The sequence below is a fragment of the Cupriavidus sp. PET2-C1 genome (assembly GCF_054515855.1).
The window spans coordinates 688596-701838 of the sequence record NZ_JBTNRJ010000003.1; the positions used below are offsets into that span (position 1 = coordinate 688596).

Annotated in this window: 10 protein-coding genes; 7 read left to right on the forward strand and 3 right to left on the reverse strand. The window is 58.2% G+C overall.

Annotated features, from left to right (window positions below; genetic code table 11):
* The first annotated feature begins 25 nt into the window (after window positions 1-25).
* Complete coding sequence (locus tag ACX12D_RS36905; protein ID WP_459376772.1) at window positions 26-1000, forward strand: threonine ammonia-lyase; 975 nt, start codon at window positions 26-28, stop codon at window positions 998-1000.
* Between the two features lie 15 nt (window positions 1001-1015).
* Window positions 1016-1477, forward strand: a complete 462-nt coding sequence (locus tag ACX12D_RS36910; RefSeq protein WP_459376773.1) for a RidA family protein — start codon at window positions 1016-1018, stop codon at window positions 1475-1477.
* A gap of 135 nt (window positions 1478-1612) precedes the next feature.
* Here the strand turns inward: ACX12D_RS36910 and ACX12D_RS36915 are convergent, their stop codons facing one another.
* A complete protein-coding gene (locus tag ACX12D_RS36915; protein WP_459376774.1) occupies window positions 1613-2536 on the reverse strand; it encodes a LysR family transcriptional regulator in 924 nt (307 codons plus the stop codon).
* A 358-nt stretch (window positions 2537-2894) separates the two neighbouring features.
* On the opposite strand from ACX12D_RS36915, the gene ACX12D_RS36920 reads away from it, so the two are divergent.
* The 3 genes from ACX12D_RS36920 (at window position 2895) to ACX12D_RS36930 (ending at window position 8492) form a co-directional block, all read left to right on the forward strand.
* The gene (locus tag ACX12D_RS36920) at window positions 2895-4073 is read left to right on the forward strand and encodes a CaiB/BaiF CoA transferase family protein (protein ID WP_459377435.1); all 1179 of its coding nucleotides are present in this window, start codon (window positions 2895-2897) and stop codon (window positions 4071-4073) included.
* A gap of 109 nt (window positions 4074-4182) precedes the next feature.
* Window positions 4183-5001: an HpcH/HpaI aldolase/citrate lyase family protein gene (locus ACX12D_RS36925; protein ID WP_459376775.1), complete on the forward strand. Its 819-nt coding sequence runs from the start codon at window positions 4183-4185 to the stop codon at window positions 4999-5001.
* Window positions 5002-5045: 44 nt separating this feature from the next.
* The gene (locus tag ACX12D_RS36930; protein ID WP_459376776.1) at window positions 5046-8492 is read left to right on the forward strand and encodes a pyruvate carboxylase; all 3447 of its coding nucleotides are present in this window, start codon (window positions 5046-5048) and stop codon (window positions 8490-8492) included.
* A gap of 52 nt (window positions 8493-8544) precedes the next feature.
* Here the strand turns inward: ACX12D_RS36930 and citF are convergent, their stop codons facing one another.
* Window positions 8545-10086, reverse strand: a complete 1542-nt coding sequence (gene citF / locus ACX12D_RS36935) for a citrate lyase subunit alpha (protein ID WP_459376777.1) — start codon at window positions 10084-10086, stop codon at window positions 8545-8547.
* A 28-nt stretch (window positions 10087-10114) separates the two neighbouring features.
* Window positions 10115-10606, reverse strand: coding sequence for a helix-turn-helix transcriptional regulator (locus ACX12D_RS36940; protein ID WP_459376778.1), 492 nt, complete (start codon window positions 10604-10606; stop codon window positions 10115-10117).
* 327 nt (window positions 10607-10933) lie between these two features.
* On the opposite strand from ACX12D_RS36940, the gene ACX12D_RS36945 reads away from it, so the two are divergent.
* A complete protein-coding gene (locus ACX12D_RS36945; protein WP_459376779.1) occupies window positions 10934-11782 on the forward strand; it encodes an HTD2 family dehydratase in 849 nt (282 codons plus the stop codon).
* 23 nt (window positions 11783-11805) lie between these two features.
* Entirely contained in the window at window positions 11806-12966 is a 1161-nt protein-coding gene (locus tag ACX12D_RS36950) for an acyl-CoA dehydrogenase family protein (protein WP_459376780.1), read from the forward strand.
* The last annotated feature ends 277 nt before the right edge of the window (window positions 12967-13243 follow it).

The window sequence follows — 13243 nt, forward strand, 5'->3', positions numbered from 1 at the left end:
TCGCTGAACTATCTGATCATGCAGCATGGAACAATTTGATATCGCAGCCATACGGGCTGCCGCAGAACGTTTGTCTGGATACATCATTCGGACCCCTATCATCGACTCGCCCATGCTGGATGAGGCGTGCGAATGCAGCGTATACGTGAAGGCCGAGCCGCTCCAGCGTACAGGTTCCTTCAAGCTAAGGGGGGCGTTGAACAAGATGCTCTCCCTGGATGCGGAGGAACTTAGCAGAGGTGTAATCACATTTTCTGCTGGCAACCACGGTCAGGGCGTTGCCGCGGGCGCCAAGTTTATTGGCTGCCCAGCGGTCATTGTGCTGCCGACGACCGCGGCTGATATCAAGATTGAGTGCTGCCGCTGGTGGGGAGCTGAGATTGTTCTATATGACCCGCAGACGGAGGACCGCGAAGTCGTAACACGCCAGATCATGGCGGAGCGAGGACTGACCTTTATTTCGCCGTTCGATGACTATGACGTCATGGCGGGCCAAGGTACGGCCGGATTGGAGATTTGCGAGCAGTTGGAGGCGCGCGGGGTTGTGCCGGACGCCGTGCTGGTCAACTGCAGCGGCGGTGGTCTCTCGTCTGGGGTAATCACGGCGATGAAGGCAATGTGGCCGAATGTCCAGGCGTACATTGTGGAGCCGACTGGATTTGAGAAGATGGCACAGTCATTGGTGAGTGGGGTTCCAGAGAAGAGCAGTTCCGTTCCCAAGACTGTCATGGATGCTATTGCTGGGCCCGTTGCAGGCACCAAGCCGCTCAACGTCCTCTTGCGTCACGAAGTGAAGGCGCTGAGCGTGAACGACGAAGAGGCACTGCGCGCGGTAGCCACGGCATTCCGTCTGCTGAAGCTCGTGGTCGAGCCTGGCGGTGCGGCTGGCCTGGCAGCCCTGTTGGAGAGAAAGGCGGATCTGACTGGGAAGAACGTCGTCGTTATCTGCTCCGGCGGAAATGTCGATGCCAGCGTGTACGCGCGGGCTATCGCTGGGTAGTGGGGAACGCCATTCATGCATCCTGAAGAAAAGCTCTCGGAGTTGGGGCTGGAACTCCCGGTGGCCCTTCCCCCCAATGGCACGTACGTCCCTTATCGTTTGGCCGGGAACATGCTCTACCTCTCCGGTCACGGACCTCGCCTGCCGAACAACACCTATCGGCTAGGACGACTTGATTCTCCGGACCAGGCGTTGGGGGCATACGAGGATGCGCGACTTACGGGCTTGAATATGCTTGCAAGCATCAAGCAAGCTGTTGGGGACCTGAGTCGTGTTGAGGCGATAGTCAAGCTGCTGGGCATGGTCCATGCCACTCCGGACTTCAAGAATCACTCCCGCGTCATTGATGGGTGCTCGGACCTTCTGGTGAGTGTCTTTGGGCAGAGGGGCTTGCATGCCCGCTCGGCGGTTGGCGTGAGTTCGCTTCCCCATGGGATGACGGTTGAAATCGAGGCAATCATCCAGATTGGTGGGTGAGTGTCTCGTTTCGATTTGCTTTCCGAGGAGCGAGGATGTACCCGGCATCTCGTGGTGGATAGTCGGTGTTTGGGCACCTGCGGGATGGAGCGAGCCGCCCAGGAATGCTGCAGCTAGGCGAGACCCACTCGCCCGTCAGGCCACGGTTCCACTTGGGCTACCCCCCGCCGCCTCCGCGACTTTGATGAGCTCGCCAATGAGCGCCTTCGCACATCCAGGAAGCCCCTCCAAATCTCGAGCAAGCACAGTGCGCTCGCGTATGACCCACGGGTCGTCGAGTTCCAGTATCTCCAGCTTCATCGTCTGACGATGGCGTAGTGCCGCAGATAGCGGAACGATACCAATGCCAACGCCGGCTTCTATCATCCGACACATCGCCTCAAAGCTACGAATTTGAATTCGAATTTGTAGCTTGCGTCGCTCGTCTCGGAGGAGGTCGGTAAGGAACGCATGAAGTGTGCTTCCCTCATGCAGACTTACATGCTCATACTCAAGTGTGTCAACAAAGGAAAGGTGTGGCCTTTCACGTAGGGGATGCCCGGCAGGAGTCACCAACACCAACTTGTCCGTGCTGAAATGGACGACCTCGAGGCCCTCCGAGTTTAGCGGTCCAGAGATGATTCCCAAATCGGCGCTACCGTCCAGCACTCCTCGAATGATGTCTCGTGTCAGGCGCTCTTGGAGGTCCACGGTGACTGCCGGCCGAGCCGCCATAAAGCTGGCAAGTACCTCGGGCATGAATTCCGTCACCGCAGTCGTATTCGCAAAGATGCGTATATGACCAACTGAATCCTTGGAGAATTCCTCAAAGTCGCTGCGCACATGCTCGAACTGGCGCTCGATGACCCGCGCATGCCGAAGCAGCCGCTCACCTGCGGGAGTCAGGGCTAGGCCCTTGCTCTCACGATAGAAGAGGCGGGTTCCTAACTGCTCTTCCAGCGCCTTCAGTCGCGCACTAGCCGCAGCTGGGGACAAGAATGCCTTTTTGGCCCCGCGAGAGAGGTTTTCCTCCTCGGCGATGCGCGCAAACAGCCGGAGGTCGGCGAAATCAAAGTGCATGAATACTCCTTCGGCGTCACTGTATCAAGACATCACTTATGTCGCAAACTCTGTCTGAGGAATCCTCAGCAGGAGGATGAACTGGCAGTTAACCCAAGCGCTGCTTTCGGTGGAGGCGAACGAGTGGTTCGAGAAATCGAGATTTACCGTATGTCTCCTCGCTGCGAGACTATCGCCAAGCGCGGAGATGCCGCCCCTTTCGGAGAGGAGTAGATGCCTGTTGCCTGTCGGTGAAGCAAGATGCGCCGGCTTCGCGTGGCAACTTCCAGTTTATCGAGCGGCTGTCGCGTACCAAATTCTTTTGCCTGTTCCTGCTGCGACGGTATGGCGGGCGATGTACTTTCTCACTAAGGCTGCTATGCGTCCCCTTGATGGCATCACCGTTGTCTCTCTAGAACACGCAATCGCTGCGCCTTTCTGCACCCGCCAGTTGGCCGACTTAGGTGCCCGGGTCATCAAGGTGGAGCGGCCCAAGGTTGGCGATTTCGCCCGGGGCTATGACGAGCGCGTGGACGGCATGTCGTCGCATTTCGCTTGGACGAACCGCTCCAAGGAGAGTCTTGCTCTAGACCTCAAGCACCGTGAAGCGCCGGCCATTCTCCAGAAAATCCTCGACAAGGCGGATGTGCTGGTTCAGAACCTGGCCCCGGGTGCTGCCGACCGCCTCGGCCTCTCATACGAGGCACTTTCGCAGCGCTACCCGGGCATCATCGTCTGCGATATTTCCGGCTATGGCAATGATGGCCCCTACCGAGACAAGAAGGCCTATGACCTGCTCATCCAGGCCGAGTCAGGATTTGTATCTATCACCGGCACGCCGGAAAGCCCCGCGAAAGCGGGTTGCTCCATCGCTGACATCGCGGCTGGCATGTACGCGTACACCAACATCCTCGCTGCGCTGTTGCGGCGCGGCAAGACCGCTAAGGGTGCGCATATTGACGTATCGATGCTGGAGAGCATGGTTGAATGGATGAGTTATCCGCTCTATTACGCTTTTGACGGTGCCACGCCACCGCCGAGAGCAGGCGCATCGCATGCAACGATCTTTCCTTACGGGCCGTTCACGGCTGGTGACGGAAAGACCATCATTCTCGGGCTTCAAAATGAGCGCGAATGGGATGCCTTCTGCCGGGTTGTCCTTGAGCAGCCCGAACTTGCGACTGACGAGCGGTTCGCCTCGAACTCACTGCGTAGCAAGGGCCGCGTGGAGCTTGCGGGAATCATCACCAGTGCATTTTCCTCCCTAACTATTGATGCGGTAGTGGAGCGCCTGGAGCGCGCACAGATTGCCAACGCGCGAATGAACGATATGGGGGATGTCTGGAATCATCCGCAACTCAAGGCGCGGGAGCGCTGGACTTCGGTCCAATCGCCGGTGGGGGTCATTCCCGCATTGCTCCCTCCCGGGATGCCACAATCATTCGAGCCGCGGATGGATGCAATCCCCGCGCTTGGCCAGCACAGCGCGAGCATTCTTCGTGAGCTCGGCTACACCGCCGATGACGTCTCCCGCTTGAGCGGTGAAGGCGCGATCTGACGTCACGCTCCACCGGTAACTGACGCGGCCCTCTCTATTCGCACAACCTCTTCACGCCGCGCTCGTGGGCGGGAGGAGGCATGCGCGCTTGCTCACTTGAATCTGACAAATGGCAACCAATAACGCTGCTCGTTCCTATCTCTTTGTGCCCGCCAATCGTCCCGAGCGCTTTGCAAAAGCCCAGGCCTGCGGCGCTGATGTCGTCATTCTTGACCTTGAGGATGCCGTTTCGGCTGAAGACAAGGACCGGGCCAGGCATCTCCTGACGGACTACCTGGCAGGCGGCGGTTCTGGGATGGTGCGAATCAACGCGACGCAGACGCAATGGTTCGAGGACGATCTCCGGATATGCCGAAAAGACGGTGTCCGCGGTGTGATTCTGCCAAAAGCGGAAAGCGCAGCGGATATTGCACTGGTGGTGAAGCATCTTTCTCCAGGCGCCATGGTACTTCCGCTTATCGAGACTGCTAAGGGCATGGCCAATGTGAGGGAAATTGCAGCTGCGCACGGGGTCGAGCGTCTTGTATTCGGTACCGTAGATTTTCGGACTGAGCTTGGCATCGAGGGTGACGACCAGGAACTGCTCTTCTTTCGTTCGATGCTCGTCTTGGCGTCGCGGGTTGCGGGGATTGCTTCGCCGGTGGACGGGGTGACGGTATCCATTTCCGATGTGAACGAACTTCACCGGGCGACTGAGCGCGGTCGGCGGCTGGGATTCGGGGCAAAGCTCTGCATCCATCCAGCACAGGTCCCCGGGGTGAACAGTGCCTATCGGGCCACGGAAGCACAGCTTGCTTGGGCAAAGGCGGTCGTTGAGCAAGCCAAGACCAGCCCCGGCGCCTTCCAGCTCGACGGAGAAATGGTGGATGCACCGGTCATTGCGCGCGCGGTGGAGCTGCTAAGGCAGGCCGGTCAGCAGCCAGACTGAAGACTTCCACCCCCAACAATCTCAACTACAAAATGGCCCCCACGATGATCAATATCCGCAGTCTCCTAGTCGCAAACAGGAGTGAAATCGCCATCCGTGTGATGCGCGCCGCCAGTGAGTTGGGTATCCGTACCGTAGCCATCTACTCTTACCAGGACCGGTTTGCACAGCATCGCTTCAAGGCAGATGAGAGCTACCTCGTTGGCGAGGGAAAGAAGCCCGTTGATGCGTACCTCGATATCGACGACATTCTGAGGGTGGCAAAGGAAACGGGTGTAGATGCTATCCATCCAGGCTACGGATTCCTGTCCGAGAATCCTGAGTTTGCCGAGCGCTGTGCTCAGGAAGGCATCGCGTTCATTGGCCCGAAGCCAGAGGTGATGCGGGAGCTCGGCAACAAGGTGGCCGCAAGGGCGTTGGCAGAGCGCGTGGGCGTACCGGTGGTTCCTGCGACGAATGCTTTGCCGAATGATATCGTGGAAGCCAGTAAGCTGGCGGCAGCTGTCGGCTACCCCTTAATGCTGAAGGCTAGCTGGGGTGGTGGCGGGCGGGGTATGCGAGCAGTTCAGCAAGAAGGAGAGTTGGCAGACGCGATTGCGGCGGCCCGTCGCGAAGCGAAGGCAGCGTTCGGCAATGATGAGGTCTACCTCGAGAAGCTCATCGTGAGAGCCAAACATGTAGAGGTCCAGATTCTCGGGGATACCCACGGCAACATCGTTCACTTGTTCGAGCGCGATTGTTCGGTGCAACGCCGAAATCAGAAGGTGGTGGAGCGGGCGCCAGCACCCTACCTGAATGACGCCAAGCGACATGCCCTGTGCGGCGAGGCGTTGAAGCTGGCAAAGGCGGTGTCCTATACGCACGCCGGCACGGTAGAATTCCTGATGGACGCAGACACCGAGGAGTTCTACTTCATTGAGGTAAATCCCCGGGTACAAGTCGAGCATACTGTGACCGAGGAAGTGACGGGTGTTGACATTGTGAAGGCCCAAATTCGCATCACAGAAGGTGCGAGCATTGGTGACGTCTCGTCGGGGGTGCCAAACCAGGACGGTATCAAGCTGCGCGGACATGCTGTTCAGTGCCGAGTGACCACCGAAGACCCGGAGAACGGATTCGCACCTGACCACGGCAAGGTGACTGCCTATAGAAGTGCTGCAGGCTTCGGCATTCGCTTGGATGCAGGTACGGCGTACACCGGTGCCGTTGTGACCCCGTACTACGATTCGTTGCTCGTCAAGGTGACGTGCAAAGGCCGGGATGCCGATGAGGCCAACGAGCGCATGAGTCGGGCACTGCGTGAGTTCCGGATCCGTGGCGTAGCTACCAACCTCGCTTTCCTGGGGAACGTGATCGAACATGAAGAGTTTCGCTCGGGACGCTGCACCACGCGATTCATCGACAATACCCCGGAGCTGTTCAGTTTCCGCCAGCGCCGAGACCGCGCGACGAAGCTTTTGAACTTCATCGCCGACGTCAATGTCAATGGGAATCCCGATGTCAAGGGGCGCCTCGTTCCCAAGTCCATCATCTTGTCGCACCCGCTTCCTTCGAAGGCAGTTAGCGATGAGATTCCGGAGGGAAGTCGGACTGTACTGTCCAGACTTGGACCCAAAGCCTTCGCCCGGTGGATGAAGGACAGCGCGAGCGTCTTGCTTACTGACACTACCATGCGCGATGCCCACCAGTCTCTGCTGGCGACGCGGCTGCGCACGCAAGACATGACCACTATCGCGCCTTACTATGCACGCCAGCTGTCGGGGCTCTTTTCAATGGAATGCTGGGGTGGCGCTACGTTCGACGTAGCGATGCGGTTCCTGCGCGAAGACCCTTGGCAACGCCTTGAGGCGCTTCGTGCCGCTGTTCCCAATATCCTGTTCCAGATGCTGCTGCGCGGCTCCAACGCTGTTGGGTACACGAATTATGCAGACAACGTGGTGCAGTACGTCGTCAAACGCGCGGCTGCCGAAGGGATTGACCTTTTCCGGGTTTTCGACTCCTTCAACTGGGTCGAAAACATGCGAGTGGCCATGGATGCCGTCCTCGAGTCTGGAGCGCTTTGCGAAGGCACGATTTGTTATACCGGCGATCTGTTTGACAGTTCGCGCGACAAGTACAACATTCGCTACTACGTTGACCTGGCCAAGTCGTTGGAGAAGGCCGGCGCGCATATTCTGGGGGTCAAGGATATGGCAGGCGTTTGCAGGCCGCAGGCAGCATTTGCCTTGGTGAAGGCCTTGAAGGAAGAAGTGGGCATTCCCATTCACTTCCATACTCACGATACGAGCGGGGGATCCGTGGCGTCGGTGCTTGCGGCCGTCGAGGCGGGGGTGGATGCAATCGATGGCGCGATGGACTCCATGAGCGGATTGACGTCCCAGCCAAGTTTGGGTGCCATTTGCGCAGCCCTTGAACATAGCGCGCGCAAGCCAGCTGTCGGCTATCGTGACCTGCAGTCCTTCTGTACATACTGGGAATCCGTCCGCAAGAACTACGAGCCCTTCGAGGCCGCAATGCGGGCAGGCACCTCGGATGTCTACCGTCACGAGATGCCTGGCGGCCAGTATACGAATCTGCGAGAGCAGGCTCGGTCGCTGGGCCTGGAGCCGCAATGGTCAGACGTTGCACAGGCTTATGCCGATGTCAATGTGATGTTTGGGGATATCGTTAAAGTCACACCATCGTCGAAAGTCGTAGGTGACATGGCGCTTCACATGGTTGCCAACAAGCTGTCTACTGAGGATATCCTTGAGCCGACAAAGGAAATCTCGGTGCCGGATTCTGTCGTCTCAATGCTCCGTGGAGAGATGGGGTACCCTGCCGATGGGTTCCCAGTAGCGCTCCAGCAAAAACTCCTGCGGGGCACCAAGCCAATCGTTGGTCGTGCCGGCGCCCACATCCCACTTGTGGACTTGGAAGCAGCACGCAGCCAGGCCGAGCGTGAGGTGGGTAAGCCAATTTCCGACAATGACCTGGCGTCTTACCTCATGTACCCCAAGGTCTTCAAGGACTTCTGCGTACATCACGAACACTACGATGATGTCTCAATCCTTCCCACCCCCGTCTTCTTCTACGGGCTGACACCCGGCAACGAAATCGCGGTGAACCTGGAGCGGGGCAAGACGCTGTTCGTAGGGTTGAACGCCCAAGCGGAGCCGGACGGGGAAGGTGGCGTGCGCCTGTTCTTTGATGTCAACGGTCAGCCGCGCCCGGTTCGCGCCAGCAAGCGAGAGGCTGGTCAGCCTGCTACGGGGGCAAGAATGGCCACCGCCGGCAATCCAATGCTTGTTGGCTCGCCGATGCAAGGTGCCGTGATAACTATGAGCGTCAGGGTTGGACAAGTTGTCGCCAAGGGTGAAACCGTGGCCGCTATTGAGGCGATGAAGATGGAGACAAGCGTAGTAACGGAAGTCGGTGGGACAGTAAAGGAGATTCTCGTGCAACCAGGCGCTCAGGTTCGCGCTGGCCAGCTTCTGATTGAGTTGCAGTAGACCTTCCAGGCGGATGAAGGCCGCAGCACGCTAGTGCCGCGGCCTTGATTCGTCAGGCCTCAATGGAATGGATGACATCCAGAATGGTACCGTCACGGTATTCCACGATTCCGACCACCTTGCCCTCGGCTGTGCAGGACTGAATATTGTTCTTAACGCCTTGGCAAGCTCTTGCCTGCAACTCGTGGATGCTGACCACGGGAAGACCGGCGGTAATCAATCGTTCCTTGACCTCAAGGCGAAGCGGGTTGACAGCAATACCCGCTTCCGTCACAACCACATCGATAGTGGCGCCAGGTGTGGTGACCGTGCGTACCCGCTCCACAATCTTTGGCACGTTTCCGGCTCTCAAGCGCGTTGTGACGATGGCGAGTTCCGCGCCGGCAGCTGTGTCGCTGTGACCGCCGGACCCTCCAATGATTCGGCCGTCGCTGGCGGTCGTTACGTTGACATTGAAATCAAGATCGACCTCCGCGGCACCCAGTATCATGGCGCTTAAACGGTTGACGACGGCCCCCTTGTTCCAAGGGTTAGCATACATTGACGCAGACATCGCCTGGTGAAGCGGGTTCGTGCGGAAAGATTCCACAGCCCTCAGGTCAAAGCACTGGACGTCGAGGAGACTACGAAAGAGGCCCTGTTCGAGCATTTCGACCTGGAGGCCAGTGATTCCGCCGGCCGCAAAGCTGCCTTTCACACCACGGCGAGCCATGATATCCCTCAGTGCCGATGCCACTGCAAGCGAGATACCTCCCGCGCCAGTTTGAAAGCCAAAATTCTCGTCGAGGAGACCCGCAGCCTCTATGACATTTGCCGCCTGAGAGGCAATTTCCAAGCCAACCGGCTCGTCGGTCGGCTTGGTGGTTCCAAAGACTATCTTCGTCCTGTCACCGATGGACGGGACTGGAACCACATAATCGACGAAATCCTGGCTGATTGCGATTGGGAAAGCAGGGTAGGGAACCAGGTTGTCGGTGACCGCAACAACCGTGGATGCATAGCGCACGTCCACCTCGGCGTAGCCCAGCGTTCCGCAGGCTGACGGTCCACAGACGCCATTCAGGTTGCCGTAATTGTCGGCAGTCGGTGCTGCCACAAATGCTGCATCGATGTGGAGCGCGCCGGACTCTATGAGTCTGGCGCGGCCGCCGTGGGTGTGCATGACAACCGGGTTGGCCAGGGATCCTCTGGCAAGGACGTCGGCGACCGGCCCCGCCGCGTAGCCAGTATAAATCTTGCCGATTACGCCAGCCTCGATGAACTCGACCCATGCTTCATGGACCGGGAATACGGAACTTGCGGCTACCGTCAGTCCGCGGAGTCCCATTCTTGCGGCCTCAAGGAGGATTGCATTCGCGACAGCATCACCGTTACGGAGATGATGATGAAACGAAATGCTCGACCCGTCCCGCAGGCCCGCTGCATCGAGGCTCTCTCGAAGTGAGGTCAGGACCTTTGGCACGCCACGCGAGACCGTACGAAGACTCGTGCCAACCCTGTGGCGAACGTCGGGACACGTACTGATGCCAGCGTACGGAACCAGGCGTTTGCCACCGGCCCACTCAGGAACATCTCTTCCAATAGAATTCTTCACAGCTCCTCCGTAATCCGTTGTTTTCCGCTTACAGCCCGTCCTCTCGCATCCGAGAGACCGTCTGCAGTGAGACGCCAAACCAGTCGTAGAAGGACGACTCCAGGTCGTGTGGTCCCGCCCAGCCGACGCGGTCTTTAAGGTCGGCGACGGAAAGCTTGAACTGCATCGACTCGAAAAGCGCGCGCATCAAGCGCTGCGTCCGGCATATTTGGGTGAATGCCATTCCTTTAGTGAAGAGGGCGCTTCGAATGTGCTGTGGGGTCGTACTGAGGACATTCGCGACCACATCGGCGGTCCAATCTCGCCTCGGGTCATGGAATACGGTCCCCGAAATCATGTCCCGCAGATATGGCGCCCAGCGTGAATCACTCAATGTTCCTTGTGTGATAAGGAAGCCGACTTCGCCGTGCGCCTTGCCACCGAGTTCCAAACTACAGCTTGTTGCCGAGAACGCGTTGCCTGCGAGGTGCAAGTCAATGGATTCGAAGGCCGGGACCTCGATTGAGTGGCCGACCCTCACGGTGCGCTCGAAGCCACGTATCGTGAGGCGGTGGTCACCGTGAACTGGCGAAATCCTCAGAGGGAAAGCCGGCACGAGTCTACGGAGAGAAACTCGGGAGCGGCAACGAATCTGGATGCGCATTAAAGCTACTAAGTCCTGTTCTGTTCCCAAATCATCGTCACAGTGTCGTGCGGCGTAAATCTGATTCTTCCGAACGCCCCGTTCGGCTAGCCGTGAGCTGCCTGCATTCTGTGTGAGCGAAAGGCGCGTTCCGAACTTTCGAATTGGATGTTGGCCAGGCCCCGTGCATAGTGCGGCCCTAGGAAACACACTGAAGAGACGTACATGGACATCGTGAAGCTGAAGGAGTGGATAGGCAAGTGCACCGAATCGCAGGACGAGATCACCGCATTTCCAATCAAAGCACTCTCGGCAACACTCGAACGCGAAGATCCCGCGCCGACCCGCGGCGACGCGCTGGCGCCCCTTTGGCACTGGCTCTATTTCTTGCCGCTGCACCAGCAGTCTCAGCTGGGCTCCGATGGGCATGCAACCCGCGGCGGCTTTCTACCCCCAGTACCGCTTCCGCGTCGTATGTGGGCAGGTGGCAGGCTCAAATTCCACCAGCCTCTTCGTGTGGGGGACGCCGTCTCAAAGAAGTCCAGCATTCTGGACGTCAGCGCCAAAGCCGGGCGCAGCGGCTCGTTGGCCTTCGTAACGGTTGAGCACCAGTACTTCGGCCAGAATGGTCTGGCAATTACGGAGGAGCACGACATTGTCTACAGGGAGGCCGCTTTGCCGAACGCTCGTTCTCCCGAGCCGGTAGTTGCGCCGACGGATGAGGAGTGGGTACGCGAAATCGTGCCTGACCCTGTCCTGCTGTTCCGCTTCTCCGCCCTCACCTTCAACGGACATCGAATTCACTACGACCGACAGTATGTGACCGGGGTAGAGCATTATCGCCACCTTATCGTGCACGGGCCACTGCTCGCAGTTCTTCTTCTTGACCTGGTGCGCAGGAACTTACCAGGCGCCACCGTCAGCGGCTTCGCCTTTAAGGGACTTCGACCAACATTTGTACCCCAGCGCTTCTACGTTTGCGGGAAGCGAAACGGGGACGGGAGGTCTGTTGAACTTTGGATTCGCCACGAGGACGGTGCTCTCGCAATGAGCGCGTACGCCGAACTTAACTGAACAAACACTGACGGAGACCTGCTGTGTTAAACAAAGTCGATGAATATCAAGAAATCCGCGAAGCTATCCGAGATTTGTGCGGCCAGTTTTCGTCCGAATACTTCCGAAAAATTGACGAAGCCCGTGGCTACCCTGAGGAATTCGTCAATGCACTGACTGCCGCCGGCTGGCTGGCTGCCCTGATTCCCGAGGAATACGGTGGCTCGGGGCTCGGCCTAACGCAGGCGTCAGTCATCATGGAAGAAATCAACCGTGCCGGCGGCAACTCCGGCGCATGCCACGGGCAGATGTACAACATGGGAACGCTGCTGCGCCATGGCTCGGCAGCACAAAAGAAGGAATACCTTCCGAAGATTGCGAGCGGCGAATTGCGCCTGCAATCGATGGCCGTCACGGAACCGACTACCGGCACCGACACGACGAAAATCAAGACCACAGCGGTGCGCAAAGGCGAAAAGTATGTGGTCAATGGCCAGAAGGTCTGGATATCGCGCGTCCAACACTCCGACCTCATGATTCTGCTGGCACGGACCACGCCGCTGGCGGAGTGCAAGAAGAAGTCGGAAGGCATGTCCATCTTCCTCGTGGATCTACGCGAAGCCATCGGCAAGGGCATGACCGTCCAGCCCATCATCAACATGGTCAACCACGAGACCAATGAGCTCTTCTTCGACAATCTCGAGATTCCGGTGGAGAACCTCATAGGTGAAGAGGGTAAGGGCTTCAAGTACATTCTGGATGGCCTGAATGCCGAGCGTACGCTGATTGCAGCGGAATGCATTGGTGATGGCTACTGGTTCATCGATAAGGTGACCAAGTACGTCAACGAGCGTGTGGTGTTCGGTCGCCCCATCGGTCAGAATCAGGGCGTGCAATTCCCTATCGCCAAGGCATTCGTCAATGTGGAGGCGGCAAGCCTCATGCGTTTCAAGGCCGCAAAGTTGTTCGACGAACATCTACCCTGCGGCGCGGAGGCTAACATGGCCAAGCTGCTTGCAGCGGATGCCTCTTGGGAGGCGGCTAATGCTTGCCTGCAGTACCACGGCGGCTTCGGCTTCGCCGCGGAATACGATGTAGAGCGCAAGTTCCGCGAGACGCGCCTCTACCAGGTTGCGCCTATCTCGACAAACCTTATTCTTTCGTATGTCGGGGAGCACATCCTAGGTATGCCCCGCTCCTTCTGAACCACACGTCGCGTTGAAAAGAGCGGCCTGTGATTCGTCATAGGTCGTTTGCTCTGAATGACGATGCTATGCCCTGTGACTATCCAAGTCGGGGCAGGTCACTCGGGGCGGAAGCGGTATTCAGATTCCCTCGAAGTTGAACATCTGTTCCATATCCTCGATACCGATCTTGGACCTCTCCAGGGACTCGTTGCCAGAATATTCGCGCATTGCACCTATCAATGCCGCACAGTACGATCACACAATGCGGCATACCTGTCGGTACGTTTCGATCACG

Excerpts from the sequence above, each read along its gene's own strand:
- ACX12D_RS36910 (WP_459376773.1), top strand. The coding sequence starts at position 1,016 with ATGCATCCTGAAGAAAAGCTCTCGGAGTTGGGGCTGGAACTCCCGGTG.
- ACX12D_RS36945 (WP_459376779.1), top strand. The coding sequence starts at position 10,934 with ATGGACATCGTGAAGCTGAAGGAGTGGATAGGCAAGTGCACCGAATCG.
- ACX12D_RS36930 (WP_459376776.1), top strand. The coding sequence starts at position 5,046 with ATGATCAATATCCGCAGTCTCCTAGTCGCAAACAGGAGTGAAATCGCC.
- ACX12D_RS36915 (WP_459376774.1), bottom strand. The coding sequence starts at position 2,536 with ATGCACTTTGATTTCGCCGACCTCCGGCTGTTTGCGCGCATCGCCGAG.
- ACX12D_RS36920 (WP_459377435.1), top strand. The coding sequence starts at position 2,895 with ATGCGTCCCCTTGATGGCATCACCGTTGTCTCTCTAGAACACGCAATC.
- ACX12D_RS36905 (WP_459376772.1), top strand. The coding sequence starts at position 26 with ATGGAACAATTTGATATCGCAGCCATACGGGCTGCCGCAGAACGTTTG.
- ACX12D_RS36925 (WP_459376775.1), top strand. The coding sequence starts at position 4,183 with ATGGCAACCAATAACGCTGCTCGTTCCTATCTCTTTGTGCCCGCCAAT.